The 25,427-nt window shown below is 61.1% G+C and carries 24 protein-coding genes, 1 tRNA gene and 1 other RNA gene; 25 read left to right on the forward strand and 1 reads right to left on the reverse strand.

Features of this window, described 5'->3' with window-relative positions; translation table 11 throughout:
- Positions 1-39 precede the first annotated feature (39 nt).
- The 14 genes from OXT71_17375 to OXT71_17440 all read left to right on the forward strand — a co-directional run bounded on the left by OXT71_17375 (position 40) and on the right by OXT71_17440 (position 11,430).
- On the forward strand, positions 40-1,350 hold the full coding sequence (locus OXT71_17375; GenBank protein ID MDE2928165.1) for a S41 family peptidase: 1,311 nt from the start codon (positions 40-42) through the stop codon (positions 1,348-1,350).
- A 53-nt stretch (positions 1,351-1,403) separates the two neighbouring features.
- Complete coding sequence (locus OXT71_17380; GenBank protein MDE2928166.1) at positions 1,404-1,676, forward strand: HU family DNA-binding protein; 273 nt, start codon at positions 1,404-1,406, stop codon at positions 1,674-1,676.
- 95 nt (positions 1,677-1,771) lie between these two features.
- Positions 1,772-1,846 (forward strand) — tRNA-Val (locus tag OXT71_17385).
- A 63-nt stretch (positions 1,847-1,909) separates the two neighbouring features.
- Complete coding sequence (gene thrS, locus OXT71_17390; GenBank protein MDE2928167.1) at positions 1,910-3,694, forward strand: threonine--tRNA ligase; 1,785 nt, start codon at positions 1,910-1,912, stop codon at positions 3,692-3,694.
- A gap of 45 nt (positions 3,695-3,739) precedes the next feature.
- Positions 3,740-4,282: a translation initiation factor IF-3 gene (gene infC / locus OXT71_17395; GenBank protein ID MDE2928168.1), complete on the forward strand. Its 543-nt coding sequence runs from the start codon at positions 3,740-3,742 to the stop codon at positions 4,280-4,282.
- A gap of 103 nt (positions 4,283-4,385) precedes the next feature.
- A complete protein-coding gene (gene rpmI / locus OXT71_17400) occupies positions 4,386-4,577 on the forward strand; it encodes a 50S ribosomal protein L35 (protein ID MDE2928169.1) in 192 nt (63 codons plus the stop codon).
- A 37-nt stretch (positions 4,578-4,614) separates the two neighbouring features.
- Positions 4,615-4,971 carry a 50S ribosomal protein L20 gene (gene rplT / locus OXT71_17405; protein MDE2928170.1) on the forward strand — a complete coding sequence of 119 codons (357 nt, stop codon included), beginning with the start codon at positions 4,615-4,617 and terminating at the stop codon, positions 4,969-4,971.
- A 59-nt stretch (positions 4,972-5,030) separates the two neighbouring features.
- The gene (gene pheS / locus OXT71_17410; protein ID MDE2928171.1) at positions 5,031-6,056 is read left to right on the forward strand and encodes a phenylalanine--tRNA ligase subunit alpha; all 1,026 of its coding nucleotides are present in this window, start codon (positions 5,031-5,033) and stop codon (positions 6,054-6,056) included.
- A gap of 35 nt (positions 6,057-6,091) precedes the next feature.
- Positions 6,092-8,146 carry a phenylalanine--tRNA ligase subunit beta gene (gene pheT / locus OXT71_17415; GenBank protein ID MDE2928172.1) on the forward strand — a complete coding sequence of 685 codons (2,055 nt, stop codon included), beginning with the start codon at positions 6,092-6,094 and terminating at the stop codon, positions 8,144-8,146.
- A gap of 23 nt (positions 8,147-8,169) precedes the next feature.
- On the forward strand, positions 8,170-8,427 hold the full coding sequence (locus tag OXT71_17420; protein ID MDE2928173.1) for a hypothetical protein: 258 nt from the start codon (positions 8,170-8,172) through the stop codon (positions 8,425-8,427).
- Positions 8,428-8,446: 19 nt separating this feature from the next.
- Entirely contained in the window at positions 8,447-8,749 is a 303-nt protein-coding gene (locus tag OXT71_17425; GenBank protein MDE2928174.1) for a cell division protein ZapA, read from the forward strand.
- A 19-nt stretch (positions 8,750-8,768) separates the two neighbouring features.
- Positions 8,769-8,946, forward strand: a non-coding RNA gene (ssrS, locus tag OXT71_17430) — 6S RNA.
- Between the two features lie 66 nt (positions 8,947-9,012).
- Complete coding sequence (rny, locus tag OXT71_17435) at positions 9,013-10,581, forward strand: ribonuclease Y (GenBank protein MDE2928175.1); 1,569 nt, start codon at positions 9,013-9,015, stop codon at positions 10,579-10,581.
- A 48-nt stretch (positions 10,582-10,629) separates the two neighbouring features.
- Complete coding sequence (locus OXT71_17440) at positions 10,630-11,430, forward strand: TIGR00282 family metallophosphoesterase (GenBank protein MDE2928176.1); 801 nt, start codon at positions 10,630-10,632, stop codon at positions 11,428-11,430.
- Positions 11,431-11,464: 34 nt separating this feature from the next.
- On the opposite strand, the gene uvrA is transcribed toward OXT71_17440, so the two are convergent.
- Positions 11,465-14,284 (reverse strand): excinuclease ABC subunit UvrA, encoded by a 2,820-nt coding sequence (uvrA, locus tag OXT71_17445; GenBank protein ID MDE2928177.1) that lies wholly within the window; start codon positions 14,282-14,284, stop codon positions 11,465-11,467.
- Positions 14,285-14,388: 104 nt separating this feature from the next.
- On the opposite strand from uvrA, the gene OXT71_17450 reads away from it, so the two are divergent.
- From OXT71_17450 to OXT71_17500, 11 genes are all read left to right on the forward strand, one after another.
- A complete protein-coding gene (locus tag OXT71_17450; protein ID MDE2928178.1) occupies positions 14,389-15,357 on the forward strand; it encodes a gluconolaconase in 969 nt (322 codons plus the stop codon).
- A complete protein-coding gene (gene tgt / locus OXT71_17455; GenBank protein ID MDE2928179.1) occupies positions 15,354-16,526 on the forward strand; it encodes a tRNA guanosine(34) transglycosylase Tgt in 1,173 nt (390 codons plus the stop codon). Before OXT71_17450 ends, tgt begins: the two co-directional genes overlap by 4 nt.
- Positions 16,523-16,819: a preprotein translocase subunit YajC gene (gene yajC, locus OXT71_17460; protein ID MDE2928180.1), complete on the forward strand. Its 297-nt coding sequence runs from the start codon at positions 16,523-16,525 to the stop codon at positions 16,817-16,819. Before tgt ends, yajC begins: the two co-directional genes overlap by 4 nt.
- A gap of 35 nt (positions 16,820-16,854) precedes the next feature.
- Complete coding sequence (gene secD, locus OXT71_17465) at positions 16,855-18,441, forward strand: protein translocase subunit SecD (protein ID MDE2928181.1); 1,587 nt, start codon at positions 16,855-16,857, stop codon at positions 18,439-18,441.
- 7 nt (positions 18,442-18,448) lie between these two features.
- Entirely contained in the window at positions 18,449-19,624 is a 1,176-nt protein-coding gene (secF, locus tag OXT71_17470; protein MDE2928182.1) for a protein translocase subunit SecF, read from the forward strand.
- Between the two features lie 120 nt (positions 19,625-19,744).
- Positions 19,745-20,506, forward strand: coding sequence for a TonB family protein (locus OXT71_17475; GenBank protein MDE2928183.1), 762 nt, complete (start codon positions 19,745-19,747; stop codon positions 20,504-20,506).
- 68 nt (positions 20,507-20,574) lie between these two features.
- Entirely contained in the window at positions 20,575-21,252 is a 678-nt protein-coding gene (locus tag OXT71_17480) for a MotA/TolQ/ExbB proton channel family protein (GenBank protein MDE2928184.1), read from the forward strand.
- Positions 21,242-21,676 (forward strand): biopolymer transporter ExbD, encoded by a 435-nt coding sequence (locus OXT71_17485; protein MDE2928185.1) that lies wholly within the window; start codon positions 21,242-21,244, stop codon positions 21,674-21,676. The genes OXT71_17480 and OXT71_17485 overlap by 11 nt, the downstream gene beginning before the upstream one ends.
- 3 nt (positions 21,677-21,679) lie before the next feature.
- Positions 21,680-22,090, forward strand: coding sequence for a biopolymer transporter ExbD (locus OXT71_17490; GenBank protein ID MDE2928186.1), 411 nt, complete (start codon positions 21,680-21,682; stop codon positions 22,088-22,090).
- A 78-nt stretch (positions 22,091-22,168) separates the two neighbouring features.
- Entirely contained in the window at positions 22,169-22,963 is a 795-nt protein-coding gene (locus OXT71_17495) for a hypothetical protein (protein MDE2928187.1), read from the forward strand.
- A 296-nt stretch (positions 22,964-23,259) separates the two neighbouring features.
- Complete coding sequence (locus OXT71_17500; protein MDE2928188.1) at positions 23,260-25,425, forward strand: bifunctional (p)ppGpp synthetase/guanosine-3',5'-bis(diphosphate) 3'-pyrophosphohydrolase; 2,166 nt, start codon at positions 23,260-23,262, stop codon at positions 25,423-25,425.
- Positions 25,426-25,427 lie beyond the last annotated feature (2 nt).

Below are 25,427 nucleotides of genomic sequence, written 5' to 3' on the forward strand. Positions count from 1 at the left end.
TCTCCTTTCATCTGAAGCGTACTTGGTCGAGGAAATCTGATGCAGTGGATCACGCCGATCGGTCGTAGTGGACGAGGGAATGACGGGGTGACGGTGGTCTTTGCCAAGGGCAAGTTGGCGATTCTACTGCTTTCGGCGCTGGTGGTCGGCTACGGGCTGGTGGGCGGATCCATGGACCGGGTCGCGGCCAGAGATGCGTCATACGAGGAAATTGGCCTCTTCATGTCGGTCTTCAGGCGGGTCCGGGACGACTATGTCGAAGAACCTGTGATGAAGGACGCCCTGTTGGGGGCCCTCCACGGAATGGTCGAGGCGGTGGACCCCTACTCGAGCTACGTTCCCCAGGCCAGTTACGAGCAAGTTCAGGCGCGGACCGAAACCCAGGCCTCGCCCGGGATCTACATTTCCAAACGTTACGGGTACGCCTACGTAGTCGCAGTGGCGCGCGGCAGCCCGGCCGAGCGGGAAGGAGTGCGCACCGGTGATTGGATCGAGTCCATCGATGCCCGGAAAACGACGCAGATGAGCCGCTGGGAGGCGCAGTACATGCTCGAGGGAGCACCCGGCACCGAGGTGAAGCTCAGGTTGATCCGGGCACGCCGGCCGCCCACCGAAATCCGGTTGGTGCGGGAGGCCCCCGTCCCCGAGAAGGTCAAGGCGGAGGTTGTGGAGACGGGGCTGGGCCAACTCCGGATTCCGAGCCTTCAAAACGGCAGTTCCGGCCAGGTGCGCAAGGGATTGCGGATGCTGCGGTCCGCCGATGTGAAGGGACTCCTGCTGGACGTACGGGGTGTGGCCGAGGGGGAGGTGGCGGAGGCCGTCGAGATCGCGGGACTCCTGCTGCCCAAGGGGAGCAAGGTGCTTACCGTCAAGGATCGTCAGGGTCGTTCCGTGGTGCACGCCACGACCGCCGAGCCCTTGCTGGCCGGCGTTCCCGCGGTGGTATTGGCCGACGGGGGAACCAGCGGGGCGGCGGAGATACTTGTGGCGGCGTTGAAGGACCACAAGGCGGCCACGGTGGTGGGTTTGAAGACCGATGGCAGGGGATCAGGACAAGAGCTTTTCCACCTCGGAGACGGATCGGTCCTGTATCTCGCGACCAAAATCTACTATCGGCCCAACGGCAATGCGATTCAAGAGAAAAAGCTCAAGGATTCGGGAATTTCCCCCGATGTTCGAGCCCCGGACGAGGATTTCGTCTCCAGTTTTTACTTGGAGAACGTCTCGGACGACCCCGATGCGGAATTGGGAGTGGACTTTTACAAGGGTCTGGAAGAAGCTGTCCGCGAAAGGCAGTTCCAACAGGGGCTCGACAGACTGCGACGCCGCTTGGCCGAGAAAGCTGCATGAGGGTCGGGCTTGGAAGGATCATATGATCGATCGGCAAGAAAGGAGAACCGGGAATGAACAAGGCTGAGTTGATCGGATCAGTCGCCGGGAAGGCGAACCTCAGCAAGAGCGATGCCCGAGCCGCGGTGGAGGCCGTAGTGTCCACGATCCATGCGGCCATGAAAAACGGCGAAAAGGTGTCCCTCGTGGGGTTCGGCACCTTTTCGGCTCCCGTCCGCCCCGCCCGGTCAGGGCGAAACCCTCAGACCGGAGAAGCGATTCAGATTCCCGCCAGAAAAGTTCCCAAATTCACGCCCGGCAGGTCTTTGAGGGACTCGATTCAGTAGGGGTCGAGTCCGCCTTCGAGTCCAGGAAAATGTCGACGCACCTTCGTGGATCGGTCCCGCTGAGATTCGGGATTCGTGTGTTATGATCGCCTCGTAGGTGCGTAGCTCAGGGGGAGAGCACTTCCTTGACGCGGAAGGGGTCAGCGGTTCAAATCCGCTCGCACCTACCATTTTTTTATCTTGCGGTTGGCGTTGGACTCCGGGGTTCTATCGAAATGTCCGGACAGAGCATTATGAGGACCATCCATCGGGATGGGACCGTTCATGAGGTCTTCGATCCCGACGAAGCTCTGGAAACCCTGCGCCATTCCACGTCCCACCTGATGGCCCTGGCGGTCAGCCACCTCTTCCCGGAAGTGAGTCTGGGAATCGGTCCTCCCACTGGCGAAGGCTTCTACTACGATTTCCAGATGCCGCACCGGCTGACGGAGGACGATCTGCCCCGAATCGAAGCCAAGATGGAAGAGCTTAAGGCGGAGAATCTGGATTTCGAGCCGTCCATTCTGGAGCTGACCGAAGCGCTGGATTTCTTTCGCAGTCACGGCGAGGAGTTGAAGACCGAGTTGATCGAAGAGCGGAAGGGCGAGGTGCTCTCTTCCTATCGCCTGGGAGACCTGGTGGATTTCTGCACCGGGCCGCACGTGCTCTCCACGGCTCAGCTCGGCTCGTTCCGGCTGCTTTCCGTTGCCGGTTCCTATTGGAGGGGCGACGAACACCGGGAACAGTTGCAAAGGATTTACGGAACGGCGTTTTTCTCGTCCCGGGAACTGGATGACTATCTGCAGCGGCTGGAGGAAGCCAGGAACCGCGACCATCGGAAACTGGGCCGGGAACTGGATCTCTTTTCGGTTCCGGAGGGCGTCGCTCCGGGTCTCATTTTCTGGCATCCGAAGGGCGCCAAGGTTCGGGAAAAGATCGAAGAGTTCCTGCGCCAGGAGCATGAAGCGCGCGGTTACCAGTTCGTATACACGCCCCATATCGCCAAGTGCGACCTCTGGAAGACGTCCGGCCATTACCAGTTTTTCCGGGAGAACATGTACACGTTGCCCGTGGACGACGAAGAGTACGTGCTCAAGCCCATGAACTGTCCCGGCCATATCCTCATTTACAAGTCGAGGAAACGCAGTTACCGCGAACTGCCCATCCGTCTCGCCGAGTTCGGAACGGTCTATCGGTACGAGAAGTCGGGAACCCTCCATGGGATGCTTCGCGTTCGGGGATTCACCCAGGACGACGCGCATATTTTCTGCCGTCCGGACCAGGTTTTTTCGGAAGTGGTTGCCACCTTGGACCTTGCAGAGCATCTTCTCAGCACGTTCGGCTTTCAGGGCCATGAGATCATGTTGGCCACCTGGGACTCGGAACACACCGAGCACTACGCCGGAAAACGTGAAGATTGGGAGAGGGCCGAGTCGGTTCTGGTCCAGGCGTTGGAGGAAAAGGGTTGGCCGTACCGCCGCCAGCCAGGCGAGGCTGCTTTCTACGGTCCCAAGATCGACATCAGTCTGATCGATGCTCTGGGGCGAACCTGGCAGGTCACCACCTTGCAGTTCGATTTCAACCTGCCGGCCCGCTTCAACATTACCTATGCCGATTCCGATTCCCGCGAACAGCAGGTCATCATGTTGCATCGGGCTCTGCTCGGTTCCATGGAGCGGTTCATGGGGATTCTGATCGAACACTATGGAGGCGCGTTTCCGCCCTGGCTGTCGCCGGTGCAGGCATCGGTGGTCCCGGTGAGCGAACGGCACCACGAATACGCGGTGGAGGTCCGCGACCGGCTGCGGGGGACGGGCTTGCGTGTCGAGGCGGACTTGAGAAACGAGAAGTTGGGATACAAGATCAGGAGTGCCCAGATGAGCAAAGTGCCATACATGCTCGTCGTGGGCGATCGAGAGGTGCAGGGCCGTACCGTATCGGTGCGGGATCGCCGGCGGGGCAACCAGGGGGCATGCCCGTTGGACGATTTTTCCCGGATGCTTGGTCGACAGGTGGCGCAAAGAGCGCTGGACGTCTGACCATGCTTTGAGGCATTGTCATCATTTGTCCCCGGTGAGTTGAAATTGATTCGAAGAAGAAGAGGAGCCGATTCTATTCAGAGAGCACGAGTCAATCATCGGATAAGGGCCAGGGAAATTCGGGTCATCGACGAGAATGGGAGCCAGTTGGGCATCATGGCTCCGCCCGAGGCAAGGCGGCTGGCTCAGGAGAGGTCCCTCGACCTGGTCGAGGTCGCTCCCACCGCCAGGCCTCCGGTTTGTCGAATCATGGACTACGGGAAGTACCTGTACCAGCAACGAAAGAAGGCTCAGGAGGCGCGAAAGCACCAGAAAGTCATTCAGGTCAAGGAAGTCAAGTTCCGGCCCAAGATCGACCAGCATGACTATGAGTTCAAGAAGAAACACATTCTGCGTTTCTTGAAGGACGAAAACAGGGTCAAGGCCACCGTCATCTTCAGGGGTCGGGAGATCACCCACTCCGAGCTGGGGGAGGAGATCCTGAACCAGCTCCGTGGCGAGCTGACCGAGGTCGCGGACGTCGAGCGGCGGCCCCGGTTGGAAGGCCACACCATGACCATGATTCTGGTGCCCAGAAAACAGCCCTGAATTCACTCGGAATTCTGCTTCAGACCCGGTTCCTTCAACGGCCGGGCCCGGTATTCACCAAGCCGGGCATGAGCGATCCGGGTACACAGCGAGGAAAACGGCGATGCGATTGAAGACCAAGCGCGCGGCAGCCAAGCGATTCAAGGTCACGGGGTCGGGCAAGATCAGCCGGCGGCACAGCCATCACAGCCACATCCTGACCAAGAAGAGTCGCAAGCGGAAGCGGAATTTGAAGGATTGGGCCGGCCTGTCCTCTGCGGACAAGAAGCGGGTCCGGAAGATGCTGCATATTTAGCGGCCGCGGGATTTTCGCGGGTGCTGGAGGTTCCATCATGTCGAGGGTAAAGAGAGGGGTTAAGCGAAACCGGAGACGGAAGAAGATCCTGCGCTTGGCCAAGGGTTACTGGGGCGCCAAGGGCCGGCTTCACCGCGCAGCAAAGGAACAGGTAAACCGTTCTCTGGCCTACTCCTATCGGGACCGGCGGCAGAAGAAGCGGAACTTCCGGAGGCTCTGGATCATCCGGGTCAACGCGGCCGCGCGGCAGCACAGCCTTTCCTACAGTCAGTTCATGTACGGTCTGAAGAAGGCCGGTTTGGAGTTGAGCCGTAAGATGTTGGCAGATCTGGCCGTCAGGGATCCACAGGCCTTCGGCAAGATCGCCGACATGGCTCGCAATGCCTTGCGTTAGGTAGGCGTTCGCCCCGGATTCTCAACCTTCCTCCAAGTTCCATTCCCGGGTCCGAGTCGATGAAGCCGGTAGATCCGACTCACCTCTGGCAGAGCTTTCAGGCTGAACTGCAGGAGGTCTCGTCCAAGCCGGCTCTCACCCGGCTCCGCGACCGCTATCTCAGCCGTCAAAGGGGCCTGCTGACGCTCCAGTTGAGGGGTCTGGGACGACTCGCTCCCCAGGAACGGCCCCGGGCGGGCAAGAGCCTGAACCAGATCAAGGGCCGGATCGAATCGGCCCTGGCCGAGCGGGGGCGGGAGCTTGAGGCCGAGCAGCGCCGGTCCCAGCTCGAATCGGAACGCCTGGACATTACACTGCCGGGCTATCTTCCTCCTCAGGGCCGTTCTCATCCGCTGACACGGGTCCGGCGCGAGATGGAGGAGATCGCCGTGCGAATGGGATTCTCCGTCCTTTCGGGACCTGAACTGGAACTGGATCACTACAATTTCGAAGCGCTCAACATGCCCAAGGAGCATCCCGCCCGGGACACGCAGGATACGCTCTACATCACCGAGAACCTGCTGCTGAGGACCCATACCTCCCCCGTCCAGATCCGGACCATGGAGCGCCAGCAGCCCCCCGTCCGCATCGTGGTTCCCGGACGCGTCTATCGCCGGGACACCGTGGACGCCACCCACAGCCCCATGTTTCACCAGATGGAAGGCCTGGTCGTGGACGAGGGGATCACGTTCGGAGACCTGAAGGGAACTCTGGAGCTCTTCTTGCGGGAGCTCTTCTCCAGTGACCTGCGGGTGAGGTTCCGGCCCAGCTACTTCCCCTTCGTCGAGCCCGGAGCCGAGGTGGACATCGAGTGCATCTTCTGCTCGTTGCGAGGGTGCGGAGTCTGCAAGCGCACCGGATGGATCGAGATCATGGGCGCGGGCATGGTCCATCCCCGGGTGTTTTCCATGGTGGGATACGACGCCGAGCGCTACACGGGATTCGCTTGGGGAATGGGAATCGATCGGATCGCCATCCTCAAGTACCGCGTCAGCGACCTGCGGCTCTTTTTCGAAAATGACCTGAGATTTCTCCGGCAGTTCTGACCCGGCCGCGCCGTGTTGCGCCAGACAGTGACGTCATGAAGATCGGATGGAATTGGCTGCAGGACTACCTGGACCTCCAGGGAATGGATTCGGATCGGCTCTCGGTAGCTCTGGGCATGCTGGGTTTCCCCGTGGAGTCGGTGGATGAGACCGGGGACGGCCGGGTCCTGGAACTGGAAGTGACGACGAACCGGCCTGATTGCCTGAATCACCTGGGCATCGCCCGGGAGGTGTCGGCCAGATTCGGACTGGAACTCAGAGTTCCCGACCTTTCGGAGCCTCCGGGGAGAGTCGTCGCGAATCCCGGAGCACGGGTCTCCATTGAGGCGCCGGACCTGTGCCCAAGGTATGCGGCCCGGGTCATGTCGGGCGTCAGGATCGGCCCCTCCCCCGATTGGCTCAAGAGACGGATCGAGTCGGTGGGGCAAAGACCCATCAACAATGTCGTCGACGTCACCAACTTCGTCCTCTACGAGTTGGGCCAACCCCTGCACGGTTTCGACCTGGACCGATTGAGCGAGCGAAGGATCATCGTCCGCCGAGGGGCGGAAGGGGAGCGCCTGGCCACGTTGGACGGAGAGGACAGGCGCCTCGACCCGTCCATGCTGGTCATTGCCGACGCCACTCGAGCCGTGGCTCTCGCCGGCATCATGGGAGGGATGGAAACGGAGATTTCCGGCGCGACCACCGATCTTCTTCTGGAGAGCGCCTACTTCGAGCCGTTGTCCGTCCGCCGCACCGCCAAGCGGTTGGGAATGCGAACCGATGCCTCCTACCGTTTCGAGCGGGGCGCCGACCCGGATATGGCGACCAAGGCCTTGAACCGGGCCTGCCGCATGATCCGGGAAATCGCCGGCGGCTCCTGCCAGGGTCCGGTGATCGACGAGTTTCCCCGGCCCATTCCCGCCCGGGAGATCCGGCTTCGAAGCGGCCGTTTGACCCAGGTGCTGGGTGTCTCGGTGGATCCGGATTTCGTCGAAGAGGTGCTGGGCCGCCTGGGCTTCGAACCGGAGCCGCAGGATGAGAGCTCCTGGAGGATTCGTGTGCCCAGCTTCCGGGCGGACGTGGCCCTCGAGGACGACCTGGTCGAGGAGGTCGCACGCGAATATGGCTATGAGCGGCTTCCGACCACCTATCCCGCCGCCGCGGCGGTCGGAAAGTTCTCCGGGTCGGAAGGTCATAAGAGGCGGGTATCGTCCTCGCTGGAGTCCTGTGGATTCTATGAAGCAGTGAACTACGCCTTCACCAATCCGGGCAGGGAGGAGATCTTTCTTGGCCGGCGGACGCCGCTGGTTCCCATAGCCAACCCATTGTCCGAGGAACATACGCATCTGCGAAGCACGCTCCTTCCGGGACTGGCGGAATCGATTCGGCACAATCTGAATTTCGGCAACAGAAGTGTCCGTCTCTTCGAGACCGGGAAAGTCTTCTTTCGGAGAGGCGATGACCTCGAGCAAGCGCAGGAGGAGCCGTATCTGGGGCTGGCGGCAACCGGCTCGGTCCATGGTCCGTTCTGGAGCGGTGCTTCCGAGCCTTTCGGGTTTCATCACCTGAAGGGGGTCCTTCAAATGCTGTTCCGGAAATTCGGATTCGAGGTCGAATACCGCGCGGCCGCCGGGCTCCCGTTTCTTCATCCCGGTATCTCCGCTGAGATCCTGCGGGAGGGACGCCGCCTCGGCGTCTTGGGAAGACTTCACCCCCGGCTCCATGCCCACTACAAGTTCTCTCAGGACGTGCTGGTGGCGGAGCTCCGGTTGGACGAGTTGTACGGCCGGAACCTCGAGGACCCGGCGTATCAGGTGTTGACGCGGTTTCCGTCGGTGGAGCACGACTTTTCGTTTCTCGTTGACAAGAGTGTGAGTTTCGCTACACTGATAAACGCCATTCGGGGCTTGAGCATCCCGGAGCTTCGGGATATCAGGCTCATTGATCTCTATCGCGGCTCGAGTGTTCCCAAAGATAAGGTTGGCTTGACTCTGCGTCTGACCTTCGCCGATGCGGAGAGGACGCTGACTCTGCCTGAGGTCAAGCACCTTAGTGAACGGGTTTTTTCCTTTATGCGCCGGGAATTGGGCGTGGAAGGGCGTTAGCGGCGAGTTCTGGAGCCGGACACGTGGATGTCGACCGGGCTTGGCGGGACCTGGAAGTCTCAACCGACGAGGTGGTGAGACTCCTGGTGCGCCTGCGGAATGAGAACGCTTCGCTCCTGGAGAAAATCGAACAGCTAAACCGAGAATTGGAGGAGCTGGGTAGAGACAACCAGATCAGGAATGGGGCGGTCGAGCGTCTGCGCAGCGACGTGAAATCGCGAGTGGAAAGCATCATGGAAAAGGTGTCCACCTTGGAGCAGCATCACCCCTACGGGATGTAGGCAAGACCAGGCAGCCGTCATGGATCAGAGCGTCAGTGTCAAGATCTTTCACCGTACGTATCGTCTTCGGAGCCGAGGTGATGCCCAACATGTCCGGGACCTGGCAGACTACGTGGACCGCCACATGGTCCGGATCTCCGACCGGACGCCGACGGTAGACACGCTCAGGGTCGCCATTTTGGCCGCGTTGAGCATTGCCGACGAGTGCCTTTCCGCCCAAAGGCGGCTAGAAAGAGTTGAAGCGACGGTCTGCCGCAAGAGCGGAGAATTGAACGAGCTCTTGAGGTCCGCGCTGAGTCCTGAGGGTTCCGAACGGACCTGAGTGGACAGGAATGTAAGCCCGGCCCCTGCGATGCGCGTGATGGTTTGTGAGATTTGAGTCAACACTTATGAATCGGGAGCCTGAGTCCGGACGTCATGAGTTTCTCCGGGATCGGTGAAACCTGAGGCCGACGGCAGGGCACCCACCTGTTTTCAACAGGTTCAATCTCACGTTCCACACGGCAGAGCGGGGGTGATCCATCGCGTGCGCATCGTCCCTTCCCGCATCGGTTGCTCGCCCTGGCTCCAGCAGGAGCGCATGACATGGACCAGCTATCCGGAATCATTCTGGTTCTACTGGCCGTGGTCCCGGTGGCCGCGATCGGAGGGTGGTATCTCCTCAAGACTCGCGTGGTCGACCGGCGGCTGCGAGACGCGGAACGAAACGCCCGCAGGATCAAGGAGAATGCCGCCAGGGAAGGGGAACGGATCCGCAAGGAGAGTCTCCTCGAGGCCAAGGACCAGGTCTTCAAGTGGCGCACCGAGGCGGAGCGGGAGCTTCAGGAGCGCCGGCAGCAGCGCCAAGCGGTGGAACGCCGCCTGTCCCGGCGGGAAGAAGACCTGGAGCGGCGGGACCGGCAGTTGCGCCGTCGCAATCGGGATTTCGAACAGCGTATCCGGAAGCACCAGGGGCGCGAGAGCCGGCTGGAAGAGCAGCGGAAGAGAGTTGGCGAACTGGAGCAGGAGTGCCTCGATCGGCTGGAAGCAGCCGCGGGCATGAGCATCGAGGAGGCCAAGCAATCTCTGCTCACGTCGGTGGAATCCGAGGCCATGAAAGAGGCCGTCGTCCTGGTCAAAAACGTGGAAGACGAGGCTCGCCGGAAGGCGGATCAAGAGGCGAGGAAGATCATCACCCAAGCCATCCAGCGTTGTGCGGCCGAACACGTGGTCGCCACTACCGTATCCGCCGTGGACCTCCCCGCCGAGGACATGAAGGGCCGCATCATCGGAAGAGAGGGGCGGAACATACGAGCCTTGGAGCAGGCCACCGGGGTCGAGTTGATCGTCGACGATACGCCCGAGGCCGTTATCCTCTCGGCCTTCGATCCCTATCGCAGGGCGGTCGCCAAGATCGCCATCGAGCGGCTGATCCAGGACGGCCGTATCCACCCGGCCCGCATCGAGGAGGTGGTCGCCCAAGTCGAACGGGACATGGAAAAACACCTGCTCCACGAGGGGGAGCAGGTGGTCTTCGAGTTGGGAATCCACAACATGGATCCGGAGCTGGTTCAGTTGCTGGGACGGCTCAAGTACCGGACCAGCTACGGACAGAACGTGCTCAACCACAGCCGCGAGGTGGCCTATCTTGCCGGCATCATGGCCCGCGAGCTGGGAGCCGACGTCGAGGTCTGCAAGCGCGCCGGCTTGCTGCATGACGTTGGCAAGTCCATCGACCGGGACGTGGAACGAACTCACCTGCAGCTTGGCGTGGAGGTCGCCAAGAAGTGCGGAGAGAGTCCCGAAGTGGTCCACGCCATTGAGGCACATCATTTCGACGTCGAGTTCGGCACCCTGGAAGCCATGCTGGTGCAGGCTGCCGACGCCGTATCCGCGGCCCGGCCCGGGGCGCGCCGGGAGATGCTCGAGAACTACATCAAGCGGCTGGAAGACTTGGAGGCCATCGCCAATTCCTTCAAGGGCGTGTCCAAGGCCTATGCCCTGCAGGCCGGCAGGGAGGTCCGCATCATCGTCGAGAGCAGCGAAGTGTCCGACGAACAGACTTTCTGGCTCACCAAGGACATCGCTCGGCGGATCGAGGGTGAAGTCCAGTATCCGGGTCAGGTCAAGGTGACGGTCATCCGGGAGATGAGGGTGGTGGACTACGCCCGGTGAGTTCTTCTCCGTTCCCGGCATCGACTTTTCCGGAAAGCGAGTTTCCACATGAAGGTTCTTTTTGTGGGAGATATCGTGGGCAGGCGGGGCCGCAAGGTCGTTCGCCGCATGATCCCGGCTCTTCGCCGCAAGAACGACATCGACCTGATCATAGCCAACGTGGAGAACTCCGCCGGTGGATTCGGCATCACTCCGCGCGTCGCTCGCGAGATTTTGGCCATGGGCGTGGACGTCATGACTTCGGGCAACCATATTTGGGACAAGAAGGAAGTCCTGCAGTGCATTGATGACGAACCCCGGTTGCTGCGTCCGCACAACTATCCTCCCGGAGTCCCGGGACGCGGGGCCTATCAGGGCGTCACGGACCAGGGCGTTCGGTATGGGGTTCTGAACCTGCAGGGCCGGGTTTTCATGCCCAACATCGATTGTCCCTTCCGTTGCGCCGAGGAGCAGGTCTCTCGGCTCCGCAAGCGAACGCAGGTTCTGATCGTCGATTTTCACGCCGAGGCCACGTCTGAGAAGCTGGCCCTGGGATGGTCCTTGGACGGCAAGGTTTCGGCCGTCCTGGGGACTCACACCCACGTTCCCACGGCGGACACGCGGCTGCTCCCGAAGGGAACGGCCTATGTCTCCGACGTGGGAATGACCGGCTGCTACGACTCGGTCATCGGTGTGAGCGTGCAGACGGCATTGCCGCGGTTTCTGACGGCGATGCCCACGCGTTTCGCGGGGGCGACCGGATTGGCCAGCCTGGCTTCGGTCCTGCTGGACATCGACGAGGCGACCGGATTGGCCCGGTCCATCGAGAGGATCGGTCCCGACCTGCCCACACGTTGCTCCGGCGGCTAGGCGGAGAGGGATTCCGGCGGACGAGGACTTCGAATCAAGCCCGTTCCAGGGCCTGTCTCAGAAATCGCCCGGTATAGGATCCGTCGGTGCGGGCGATGGTCTCGGGGGTTCCCTCCGCCACCAGGTGCCCGCCCTTGTCCCCTCCCTCGGGACCGAGGTCGATGACCCAGTCGGCGCTGCGGATCACGTCCATGTTGTGCTCGATAATCACGACGGTGGCCTGTTTCGAGATCAACCGGTCCAGAGCTCGCAGGAGCTTCTGGATGTCGTCGAAGTGGAGTCCGGTGGTCGGCTCGTCCAGGATGAAGATCGAATCGGACCGGGTGGACTTGGCCAGGTAGGAAGCCAGCTTGATCCGTTGCGCCTCCCCTCCGGAGAGAGTGGTGGAGGGTTGGCCCAGTTTTACGTATCCGAGGCCCACGTCTTCCAGCACCTTGAGCTTTTTTGAAAGGCGGGGAAACGGCCGGAAAAACTCCAGAGCCTCAGTCACGGTCAGGCCGAGCACTTCGGCGATGTTCTTGCCCCGGTAGCCGATTTCCAGAATCGTGGACTTGTATCGCGTCCCGCGGCAGTCTTCACAGGTCAGCTCCACGTCGGCCAGGAACTGCATGTTCACCGTTGAGAAGCCCACTCCGTCACAGGTCTCGCAGCGGCCTCCCGGTATGTTGAAGGAGAAGTGGCCGGGACGGAGGTTCTGCCGCTGCGAAGCCCGCTGCGACGCGAAGATCTGGCGAATCTCGTCGAACGCCTTGAGATAGGTGACGGGGTTGGAGCGCGGCGATTTCCCGATGGGCGACTGGTCCACCAGGAGGATCTCCTCCACCAGTTCGGCGCCTTCGATGCGGTCGAACTTTCCCACCTCGCCCTTCCATTGAGACTTCTGTTTCTTGAGGCCGGCGTAGATCACGTCCCCCACCAGGGTCGATTTTCCGGACCCTGAGACTCCCGTGATGCAGACCATCAGTCCCAGGGGCAGGCGCACATCCAAATTTTTCAGATTGTGCTGGCGGGCTCCACGGACGGTCACGAACCGGTCGCCGCAGGAACGCCGGTAGAACGGTGTGGGGACCCGGCGCTCGCCGCGGAGGTACTGCGCCGTCAGGGAGTCGGCGGCGGTCCGCAGGGAGTCCACGCCGCCGCTGTAGACCACGTGTCCGCCATGCTCCCCCGGCCCCGGGCCCAGGTCCACCACCTGATCCGCCGATTCGATCATTTCCCGTTCGTGCTCGACCACCACGATGGTGTTGCCCAGATCCCGCAGATTTCTCAGGATGGAGATGAGGCGCCGCGTGTCTCTGGGATGGAGTCCCACGGAGGGTTCATCCAGCACGTAGAGGGTTCCGGTCAGGGACGAACCCAAGGCGGCGGCCAACTGGATCCGCTGCATTTCTCCTCCGCTCAGGGTGCTGGTGATGCGGTCCAGGGTCAGATAGTCGAGTCCCACCTTCATCAGAAAGTCGAGTCGTTGCCGGATCTCTCGGAGCAGGGAATCCGCCACTGCCCGCTGGCTCTCATTCAGGCGGAGCCGGCGAAAGAATTTCTGGATTTCCTGAATCGGCATGGAGGTGAGCCGGGAGATGCGGCGCCCTCCCAGTTGAACGTCCCTCGCCTCCTGGCAGAGGCGTTCTCCCGAACAGTCGGGGCACCGGGTGTATCCCCGGTATCGGCTGATCAGGATCCGGATGTGCATCTTGTACTTCTTCCGTTCCAGGTAGGCGAAAAACCCCTTGACTCCGGGAAAGCCGTCGCTTCCGTCCCAGATCCGGCGCCGAACCGTCTCGGACAGATCCTGGTAGGGGACGTCCAACGGGATGCCCTCTCGAAGCGCGTACTCCTGCAGCTTCCGGCCGAATCTTCGATAGCGCGGCTTGTTGAAGGGGTCTACGGGTCCCTCGGCCAGCGTCCTCGCCGGGTCCGGAATGATGAGGTCCGGATCCAGGGTGATGGTGCTCCCGAAGCCATGGCAGGTTGGACAGGCCCCATAGGGATTGTTGAAGGAGAAGAGCCGGGGTTCCGGAACCCGGTAGGAGATCCGGCAGTACTGGCACTCCAACCGTTGGGTGAACTCCAGTTCCCGGTCGGCGCTCCGGCCGTCATTGGAAAGGATCGAGATCCGGGCAGCCCCTCCACCCTGGTGAAAACAGGTCTCCAGGGAATCGCGCAATCGCTGGCGCGCAGTGTCCCGGACCACAACTCGATCGACCAGGACCCGGGCGTTCGAAAGATCTGTGGCCGGCAGTCCGTCCTGGACCTGGACCACCCGGAGGCGTCCCGCGTCTTCCAGCACGAGGCGATGAAACCCCTGCTTCATCAGGGGGCCGGCCAGTTCCGTCAAGGGCGCGCCCGGTTCCGGCTGCAGGATCGACCCGGACAAGGAAAAACAGAGAAACAGCCGGGTCCCTTCCGGTAGCCGAAGCAACTGGAGGACCACCTGTTCCACGGTGTCGCGTTTCACCTGGCGGCCGCATCCGCGGCAGACCAGAGTGCCGATCCGGGCATAGACGAGACGCAGATGGTCGTAGATCTCGGTGACGGTTCCCACCGTCGATCTGGGGTTTCGGGAGACCGTCTTCTGCCGTATGGCGATGGCGGGACTGAGCCCGTCGATCTTCCGGACCAAGGGTTTGCGGATCCGTTCCAGGAACTGGCGGGCGTACGCCGACAGAGACTCCACGTAGCGGCGCTGGCCTTCGGCATACAAGGTGTCGAATGCCAGCGAAGACTTGCCCGATCCGCTGACTCCGGTAATCACCGTGAGCCGGTTGATGGGGATCCGAAGATCGATGTTCTTCAGATTGTTCTGGCGCGCACCCGCAATTCGGATCCAGGCGCCGTCGTGGTCTTCGCCATTCATTGAAACACGCCAGTCTATCATCGAATGGGAACAGGATTTGCGACATGAAGATTCTGGTCCGCAAATTGAAATTCGGCCCCTTCGGCCCATGATATAGTGACCTCATGAGAATCACTTCGGTCTTTCCGGGGGCGGCTCTTCCGGCGGGAATCGTCCGGATCGAGCTCGATTCTTCGGACAACGTTCCGGCCCGTTCCGTCGACGTGGGCGGAGCGGATGCCTCCATCATGGGCGCTTCGCCCCGGGCGCTGACCGTCCGCATCCCCGAAACCGCCGGGCATGGGATCGCGGTTCACAATCACGCCGTGGCCCGGGCGGAGCTGAACGTGGGCCGCGCCATCGCCTCGGATCTGCAGCCGGTTTCCAATCCGGTGGTGGACACTTTCGGGAACGTTTACGTGACCTACAGCGGGACTCGCGGGGAGAAGGTTCCATTCAGCGTTTTCGTCGTCTACACCGACGGCAGCAAGCACCCCTTTCTGGCGGACATCGTCAATCCGACCGGTCTGGCCATCGGTCCCGACGACTACCTCTACATCAGCAGCCGGCATACCGGGTCCATCTATCGATCGACGTTCGACCGCCAGGTGGAAAAATTTGCCGAGGGGTTGGGGTTGGCGTCCGGGCTGGTCTTTTCCCCCGCCGGCGACCTCTATGTGGGCGACCGGAGTGGATTCATCTACAGGATCTCGCCGAATCGGGAAACCTCGGTGGTGTGTGAGTTGGAGCCGAGCGTCTCCGCCTACCACCTGGCGTGGGGTCCCGACGACCGGCTCTACGTCACCGGTCCGACTCTGGCCACACAGGACTGTGTGTACCGGGTCTCGACCGAGGGAGAAGTGGAGGTCTTCTTCAAGGGCGTGGGGAGACCCCAGGGTCTGGCGTTCGACGCCGCCGGCACCCTTCATATCGCCGCTTCGTACCGGGGCAGAAGGGGCCTCTTCTCGGTGGACCGGGAGGAAGCCCGCCTGGTCGTTTCCGGTCCCATGCTGGTGGGTCTCGCATACAGTGGCGACGGACGACTGCTCTACCTGGTGGACGGATCGCACCTGTACCAGATCGAGCTGAGTTGAGCCGGTCCCGTCCCTCTCTACAGAACTCTTTCCGGGTCGAGCGGAAGGACCCCTGCAGCCACGCCCGGTGCGGTGTGTTGGAGACCGCTCACGGCGCGGTCGAGACCCCGGTGTTCATGCCGGTGGGAACCGCGGCCACGGTCAAGGCCATGTCCCCGGATGTCCTGGAGGAGCTTGGGGCCGGGATCATCCTCGCCAATGCGTATCATCTTTACCTGCGTCCCGGCGAGGCCGTGGTCGGGAAGATGGCGGGTTTGCACCGCTACATGTCGTGGAATCGCGGCATTCTGACCGACAGCGGCGGGTACCAGGTCTTCAGCCACCGGAGGCTCAGAACCATTCGGGAGGATGGCGTCGAGTTCCGCTCCCACCTGGACGGAAGCCCCCATTTTCTGAGTCCGGAGGATGTGGTCCGGATCCAGGAGACTCTGGGTTCCGACATCGCCATGGTCCTGGACGAGTGCACGCCCTATCCCGTGGACCGGGAGCGGGCGCGGAGTTCCATGGACCGTTCGATGCGCTGGGCGCGCCGTTCGAAAGACAGGCACCGGGACCGCGGGCAGATGCTCTTCGGCATCGTGCAGGGAGGCATGTATCCCGACCTTCGCCGGGAGAGTCTCGAGCGGCTCGCGGAGATGGACTTTCAGGGGCTGGCGCTGGGAGGGTTCAGCGTCGGCGAACCGAAACCGCTCATGTATGACCTGGTCCAGGAGCTGGGCCCGCGCATGCCGGCGATCCTGCCGCGCTACCTGATGGGCGTGGGAACCCCTCTGGATCTTCTTTTTTGCGTCCGGCAGGGAATCGACATGTTCGATTGCGTGCTGCCGACGCGGAACGCCCGCAACGGTACACTCTTCACCTCCCGGGGACGGCTCAACATCAGGAACGCGGCCTACCGGACCCAGGAGGAGGCGTTGGACCCCGATTGCGCGTGCCGGGTCTGCCGGCGTTTCAGCCGAGCCTACCTGAGGCATCTGCACGTCGCCGGAGAGATCCTTTCCCTGGTCTTGAACACCTACCACAACCTCTACTTTTACCTTGACTTGATGCGCAAAATCCGCCAGAGTATCGCGTCCGGAACGCTCCTGGAATTGGAGAATCACTACCGGGTTCAGTACCGTGCGGCAAAGCGCGGGGATGGACCCTCTGAGGCAGACAAACAATCATGACGGAGTCACTCTTCCTGGCCCAGCAATCCGGTTCGTCCTTGACCGGATTCCTCCCGATCCTGCTGCTGGTGGCGATCTTCTACTTCATGCTCTATCGGCCGATGCGAAAGCGGCAGAAGAATCATGAGGAGATGATCTCGTCGCTCAAGACCGGCAGTAAGGTGATCACGAGCGGCGGCGTTCATGGAACCGTCGTGGCCGTCAAGGACAATACGGTCATGTTGAAAGTGGCCGATCAGGTCAAGATCGAGGTGACCAAGAGCGCCATATCCTCGCGGCAGGTCACCGACTAGTCCGTTTGACCCCGCGGTTTTCAAGCTGAAGCAAGATGAAGAGGAAACTTCAGTACAGATTGCTCTTCGCCCTGGCCGTCTTCGCGGTCAGCGTCTATTTCTTCTACCCCCCCTCCGAGAAGGTCAAGCTGGGCCTGGACCTCAAGGGCGGAATACACCTCGTGCTTCAGGTCATCATCGACGACGCTCTCAAGGCGGAGGCGCATCTCCTGAGAGATCGCCTGGCGCGGGCGCTCGAGGATGAGGAAGCCGCGTTCCAGGAAATCCGGGTCAATCCGGAACTGGAGATCGAGATCCTCGGTGTGCCCGAGGAATCGGCCGATGCCGTCGAGGATCAACTGGACGGGTATTCGGGGGGCTACAGCTACCGGACCCGGTACGATCAGGGCCGGCAGGACTTCACCCTCGGGATCAGTTCGGCATATCGCAAGGAGTTGGCGAACCTGACGGTCCGTCAGGCCCGGGAGACGATCCAAAACCGGGTGGACCAGTACGGCGTCGCCGAGCCCACCATCACCGTTTACGGAAGCGGCGAGGTCCAGGATCAGATCATCGTCGAATTGCCCGGAGTCGAAGATCCCGACCGGGTGATCAAACTCATCCGGAGCACGGCGAGGCTGGAACTGAAGCTGGTGCATCCGGCCCGGGGCGGCCCCTACGGGACTCGACAGGGGGCGGAAGACGCTTTCGACGGCTCGGTCCCGGACGAGTACGAGATTCTGCCCTATCGGAACCCCTCCGAAATCGGGAGCCAGACGCAGTACATGGTGGTCCGCAGGGCCGCGACCATCAGCGGCCAGCACATGAAGAACGCCCGGCGAACCCAGGACAGCTTCACGGGGCGCTGGAACGTCACCTTTTTTCTGAACTCGGAGGGGCGACAGTTGTTTGCGCCCGCCACCGAGCAGAACGTGGGCAATCCGCTGGCCATCGTTCTGGACGGCGAGATCCGGACCTTTCCCAATATCAGTGAGAAGATCGACACGGAATCGGCCCAGATCACCGGGAACTATACGCCCGAAGAGGCGGAGGATCTGGCGTTGGTGCTTCGGTCGGGAGCTCTCCCTGCCTCCATCCGGATCATCGAGAACCAGATCATCGGGCCCTCTCTGGGGATGGACTCGATTCGGAGCGGCCTGTCGGCGTCCGCACTGGGACTGCTCCTGGTGATCGTCACGGTCCTGTTCATCTATCGCTTTTCCGGCGTCAACGCCGTGGTCTGCCTGGTATTGAACCTGGTGATCCTGGTGGGGGTCCTGGCCTACTTCAGGGCGACGCTGACTCTGCCGGGAATTGCCGGGGTCATCCTCACCATCGGCATGGCCATCGACGCCAACATTCTCATTTTCGAGCGGATCAAGGAGGAGCTGCGCCTGGGGAAGACGGTCCGGTCGGGGGTCGAAGCGGCGTTCGGACGCGTCTTCATCACCATTTTGGACACCAATATCACGACCTTGATCGGAGCCCTCTTCCTGTTCCAGTTCGGTACCGGACCCATCCGTGGATTCGCGGTGACCCTTTCGGTGGGACTGGTGGCAAACATCTTCACCGCGACCTTCGTCTCCCGCACCCTGTTCGGGCTGATTCTCCAGGGTAAACCGCGAGAGTCGCTGTCGATCTGAGGGATCCATGGACATCGTCAAAGAGCCCAAGATCGACTGGCTGCGCAAGAGGTGGCTCTTTCTGGGCATGTCGCTGCTTCTGATCCTGGCCGGATTGGCTTCCATCGTCACGAAGGGCGGGCTCAAGATGGGCGTCGATTTCGTCGGCGGCACGCTGGTCTACGCCCGCTTCAAGGAGGAGCCTTCACTGGATCGGATCCGGGGAGCTCTGGCGGAGGGCGGGCTCCGGGCCGAGGGAGTGACCCGGTTCGACGATCTTTCCAAGAACGAAGTCCAGATCCGCCTCGCCCGCATCGAAAGTGAAGAGACCGCCGACCTGATCCTGGAAAGCGACAACATCGCTCAAGCCCTGCGCCAGGAATACGACTCGGATTCGCAAGGGAAGGGCCGGGTGGACCTCAACAACGTCCCCCGGTCGGAACTCTCCACGCGGCTCCAGGAATGGAACCCCGAAGGGTTGCAGGAGGATTCTTCGGCAACGGGCCTTTCCGCCCACTACCAGGACGTGGCTTCCAGGATCGTCGACCTCAGGACCAGCGTCGGACTGTTCGGAGACTACTCGGAATTGTCCGAGGCGGGTCTGGGACCGGATACGATCAAGGCGATCGAGGAGAATTCCTATCTCGGCAACTTCGTGGTGCTGAGCGTGGAAAGCGTGGGTCCCAAGGTCGGGCAGGAGATGCAGGAGAGGGCCTGGAACGCCGTCTTCTTCTCGCTGCTGGGCATTCTGGCCTACATCACGATCCGGTTCAAATTCGTGCATGGCCTCGCGGCCATCGCGGCGTTGTTTCACGACGTGCTGATTACCGTGGGCGCCCTGTCGCTGACGGATCGGGAATTGACATTGACGGTCGTGGCGGCGTTGCTGACCCTGGTCGGCTATTCCATCAACGACACCATCGTCGTATTCGACCGGCTGCGGGAGAACGAGGTTCGAATGAGGCGGTCGAGTTTCTACGATCGCATCAATGCCAGCATCAATCAGATCCTGAACCGTACCATCATGACCTCCGGATCGACGTTCGTGGCGCTGCTGGCCCTCTTCCTTTTGGGAGGACCGGTGCTCAACAGCTTCTCCTTCGCCCTGGTCATAGGTATAATCGTCGGGACATACTCGTCCATCGGCGTCGCCAGCCCCATCGTTTCGGGCTGGCACAAGTTCCGGGAGTCCCGGCGCAATTGAGAAAGCGTTTGGGTCGGATTAGACTCTTGACTCGCCAAAAGGTGGGTAGTAGTATCTCCGACGTGTTTTCCGGGGGGAGCTTACCTTAAGATCTTCGGGGCATAGAGAGGGCGGCTGACCATGTTTGATCAACTCATTGAATCTTCGACGACACGGGAGAGCCGAGGCAAGAGCCTCGTGTTCATGTCCCTGATGATCCATCTGGTCATCGTGGCAATCCTGATCGTGATTCCTCTGATCTACTACCAGGGGCTCCCGGAGCAGGAACTCCTGACCATGTTGGCCCCTCCGCCGCCGCCACCGCCGCCGCCGCCGCCACCGCCGCCGCCACCGGCGCCCATCAAGAGACAGCGAGTCCAGGTGGTCAAGTTGGATCCATCCCAGTTCGTAGCTCCGACCGAGGTTCCCAAGGAGATTCCCGTACCCATGGATGACATCCCCGAGGTGTCCTCTCTGAGCGGTATCACCGGAGGGATCCCGGGCGGTGTTCCGGGAGGCATCCCGGGTGGGATTCCGGGCGGCATGATCGGCGGAGTGATCGGTGCGCTTCCTTCAGAGGCGCCGCCACCGCCGCCACCGCCCAAGAAGAAGAAGGATCCGATCCGCGTGGGCGGCAACGTCCAGGCTTCAAGGCTGGTCCATCGGGTGGAGCCGGAGTATCCCGAGCTGGCCAAGCGGGCGCGGGTTTCCGGCATGGTCATTCTGCAGGTCATCGTCAGCGAGGGTGGCTCGGTCCAGGAAGTCAAGATCGTCCGGGGACATCCCTTGTTGAACGATGCCGCCACTCGTGCAGTGAGACAGTGGCGTTATTCGCCGTACCTGCTCAATGGCGAGCCAATTCCGGTCATCGCCACCGTCACGGTGAACTTCGTCCTCAGGTGAGGGCATTTTCTTGAGATCGCTTCGGCGCGAAATCGCAAGTTATTCAGGTCATTGGGGAGGATAGAAGGATGGAAGTAGGATTTGTCGAGCTTTGGGGCCATATGGGATTCCTGGCCAAGGCGGTCGTTGTCGTTCTGGGGATACAGTCCGTGTGGTCCATCGCCGTTATGGCCGAACGGTATCTCCTGTATCGGGCGGCCCGGAAACAGTCGCAGGAGTTTGCTCCGGCAGTCGCCGAGAGTCTTGCGAACGGAAATATCCAGGAAGCCATCGAACTGTCCGAGGAAAAGAAGAAGAGCCATCTGGCCAAGGTGGTCGCTGCCGGCTTGAACGAGTTCCAGGCGCATCAGGGCTCCACGGCTACTATTTCAGGTCAGACCATCGACGCGTCTCGCCGGGCGCTGCAGCGCGCGACGGCGGTCGGAGTCGAAGAGTTCAAGCGCGGCCTGGGCGGTCTCGCCACCATCGGCGCCACCGCGCCGTTCGTCGGACTGTTCGGAACGACGGTCGGCATCATCAATGCCTTCGCCGGCATGAGCCAAGCCGAAGACACGGGTCTGGCCGCGGTGGCCGGCGGCATCTCCGAAGCCTTGGTGGCGACGGCCATCGGTCTCTTCGTGGCGGTGCCCGCAGTCTGGATGTACAACTACTTCACGGGAAAGGTCGAATCGTTCGTGGTGGAGATGGACAACTCCTCCTCCGAGCTCATCGACTACTTCCTGAAGAGGAGTTCCGATGGCAGTTAGCGGAATGGGGCAGAGCGGCGTCAGCGCCGACATCAACGTGACTCCCATGGCCGACATCATGTTGGTCCTCCTGATCATCTTCATGATCACGACCCCGCTGCTGCAGGAGGGCGTCTTCGTCAACAAGGCGAAGGCCAAGAATGCGCAGGAAGCGGAAGGCGTGGAAGCGGAAGAGGCCACCACGGTGACGGTCACTCGTGATGAACTCATCTATATGAACAAGAGGCCGGTTCCGGATGAGAATCTGATCGAACAGTTGACGGAGCGGGCCGAGCTGGCCGGCGACAGGCCGCTGTTCATCAAGAGCGACGTGGGCACCTCCTATGGGCGGATTGTGCAAGTGATCAACAGCGCCCGCGATTCCGGTTTCCAGAAGATCGGCCTGTTGGTGGACCGGGAAAAGCAGCAGGAAAGGATATTCTGAGCCATGGCGATGCAATCCAGCGGCAAGGGCGCGATGGGCGACATCAACGTCACGCCGTATATTGACATCCTCCTGGTGCTCCTCATCATCTTCATGGTGATTCAGCCCACCACCCAGTACGATCTGGAGGCCAGGGTTCCTGAGAAGGCGCCCGAAGACATCCCGGAAGACGTCATCGTCAAATCGGACGCCATTGTCGTCTCAATCGATTCCCAGGGACTGTTGCGCATCAACCAGGATCCGGTGACTCTGGACCAGTTGCCCAATCGATTGTTCGACATCTACAGCGCGCGGGCCAACAAGAACATGTTCATCCAGGGGGACCCGGATCTTTCCTTCGGAGATGTGGTTCGCATCATCGACATTGCAAAAGGGTCTGGAGTCGGAGATATCGGCCTGATGACGCCGGAGTGATCGCGCTCCCTCCGGAGCCGGCATCAGGCGGACTCCACGAAACCTGAAAGAGGCAAGGGCAGGTTTGAGATGAGTCAGATGAGTAGATTCGGATGTGCATTTTTGGCTTTGGGCCTGGCTGCGAGTTCGCTGGGCTGCAACCTTTTCACGCTCCTGGACAAACTCAGCGCCCGGGACGAACTCAACAAGGGTGTGAAAGCCTATTCCGGTCAAAAATTCGAAGAGGCGGTGACGCACCTCCAGAATGCTGTTGACCTGGACCCGGAGTTGATCGACGCCGAGTTGTATCTGGCCACGACCTACCGGGTGCAGTACCAGCCCGGCGGTCAGAGCATGGACAATCTGCAGATGGCCCAGAAGGCCATCCAGATCTTCGAGAGAGTGCTGGCGAAAGATCCGGGCAATGAGAGTTCCATCGCGAACATTTCCGGTATCTACAACAGCATGGGCGACTACGACATGGCCAAGGAGTGGTACCGGAAGCAGATGGAAGTCAATCCAAGCAATCCGGAGCCGCTTTACGGAATCGGCACCATCGACTGGCAGCTTTCCTACGACCGGACCGGAATGACCGGCGAAAACGTGGAGAATCTGACCGACGAGGAAAAGGCCGAAGTCAACGCCACCGTCGATGAGGGCGTGGAGGCCCTGAGGAAGGCCCTGGAAATCAACCCGCAGTACACGGATGCCATGCAGTATCTGAACCTTCTCTACCGGGAGAAGGGCAAGTTGGCTACTGACGAAGAAGAGAAAGCCAACTGGGAGCTGGAAGCCGACAAGCTGGCCCTGGAGTCTCTCGAGATGAAGAGACTGCAGGAAGAAGAGGCCGAGCGGGCCAAGCGCACATTTACCGGCGCCACCGAGGCCGAATAAGGGATCCTGCTCAAAGAACTGCTTTCCGGAGATTCCCCGACCGCGATTCCTGCAACGACCACTGATCGTGTGCCCGTCGGCGCCGTTCCATCCTGGCGGCGTCCGGCACCGGCTGAACCCTCCTTGAACCGGTCCCAACCGGCATCCTCGCCTCAGCCGATCGCCTCCGGCGCAGGAGATGCCTCTGCGCAGCTTCCTCCTCCGTTCCACATCCGTGCTTGCCGGAACCCGGGAGCGCCGCGTTCGTGGGTCCGTATACGGCGTGCCAAGGTGTTACAATACTGGGCACAGGCGCCATGATCCGTTACGAGGACTTGGAGGAGAAGGTCCTCAACCACTATCCCAGCGCAGACCTGGAGAGTCTTCGGAAGGCGTACGTCTTCTCTGCCCGGGAGCACAAAGACCAGGTCCGCCAGTCCGGAGAACCCTATCTTTCCCATCCCCTCGAGGTGGCCAACATCCTGGCCGAGATGCGCCTCGATGAAGCCTGTGTCAGCGTCGGCCTGCTCCATGACGTCGTCGAGGACACTCTCACCCCCATTGAGATGATCCATGACTATTTCGGCGAAGAGATCAGTCATCTGGTGGACGGCGTCACCAAAATCAGCCGGATTCAATTTTCTTCGCGGGAACAGCGTCAGGCCGAGAACTTCCGGAAACTGCTTCTGGCCATGGTGGATGACGTCCGGGTCATCCTGGTCAAGCTGGCCGACCGGCTCCACAACATGCGGACGCTGCAGTATCTGGCTCCGAACAAGCGGCGCGACATCGCCCAGGAAACGCTCGACATCTACGCTCCGATCGCCCACCGTCTCGGCATGGCCAAGATCCGGGAAGAGTTGGAGGATCTGGCGTTCGCCAATCTGGACCAGTCCGCCTATCAGGACCTGACCGCCCAGATCGAGCAGAAGAAGATCGACAGCCGGGAGTTCATTCGGGACCTTTCGGCCCGGCTGGTGAAACAACTGGCGGAGCAGGGCATCAAGGCTCGGATCGAGAGTCGAACCAAGCGCATCTACAGCACCTATCAGAAGATGATGCGCCAGAAGATTCCCCTGGATCAGGTCTACGACTTCATTGCCATTCGGGTCCTCGTGGATACGGTCCGCGATTGTTACTCCGTCTTGGGCCTGGTCAACAATCTCTGGCGTCCGGTGCCGAACCGCATCAAGGACTTCATCGCCATGCCCAGGGGCAACATGTACCAGTCTCTTCATACCAGCGTCGTGGGGTCCAACGGGCAGCCGTTCGAAGTCCAGATCCGGACCTACGAAATGCATCACATAGCGGAAGAGGGAATCGCCGCTCATTGGAAATACAAGGAGGGCAGGCTTAACAACGACGACGAAGACAAACGCTTTACCTGGTTGCGCCAGCTATTGGAGACCTACCGGGAAGGCGACGATCCCAACCAGTTCCTGAGCAACCTCAAGATCGACCTCTACCCGGAAGAGGTCTACATCTTCACACCCAAGGGGGAGGTGGTGACTCTTCCCCGCAGGGCGACGCCGGTGGACTTCGCCTACTACATTCACACCGAGGTGGGAAATCGATGCGTCGGGGCCAAAGTGAGCGGACGCATCGTTCCCCTGAAGTACGAGCTCAGGAACGGAGAGATGGTGGAGATCTCGACCTCGGGAGAGGGGCGCCCCAGCCGGGACTGGCTCACCTTCGTCAGGACCTCCCGCGCCCGTAACGCGATCCGGCGATGGCTGAATCAGCGTCAGAAGGAGGAGGCGCTGGAGCTGGGCCGCAAGCTGTTGGAGAAGGAATCCCGGAGGCTCGGGCTCAGCCTCAAGAATCTTACGTCCCGTTTGGAGAGAGTGTTCGAGGAATTCAAGGCCCCGGACGTCGAGAACCTTCTGATCAGTGTCGGGTACGGCAAGATTCGTGCCCGCCAGGTCGTCCGCCGGCTCGAGCCGGAAAAGGTTCCTCGGCAGAAGCCGGCCGACGGCATTCCGTTTGGGGGCATCACCCAAAGATCGCCGTCATCCGATTCCGATTCGACCATCCGGGTCAAGGGACACGATGACCTGCTGGTTTTCCGGGCTCGATGCTGCAATCCCATCCAGGGGGAGCCGATTGTGGGTTACATCACGCTGGGGCGGGGTATTTCGGTGCATTCCCGGAATTGTCCCAACGTGGAGAACCTGCTCCTCAATCCGGAACGGACGCTCGACGTCCAATGGAGTGACGGCGCCGGAGAGACTCGCTATCCCGTTCGTATTTCCATCTCCACCGAGGATCGTCCGGGGGTGCTGGCCGACATCACGTCCGCCGTGTCCGAATTGAAGACCAACATCGTCGACGCTCAGGCTCGCACCGTGGAAAGTCAGTTCGGTGAGATCGAAATCACCGTGGAAGTGCGAGACATGGGCCACTTGAACAAGATACTCCACTTTCTCAAGGGCATCTCCGGCGTGCACGCGGTTGACCGCACCCGGAGTGGGTCCGGGAGTTAGAA

Source organism: Acidobacteriota bacterium (assembly GCA_028874215.1).
Taxonomy (GTDB): Bacteria; Acidobacteriota; UBA6911; order RPQK01; family JAJDTT01; genus JAJDTT01.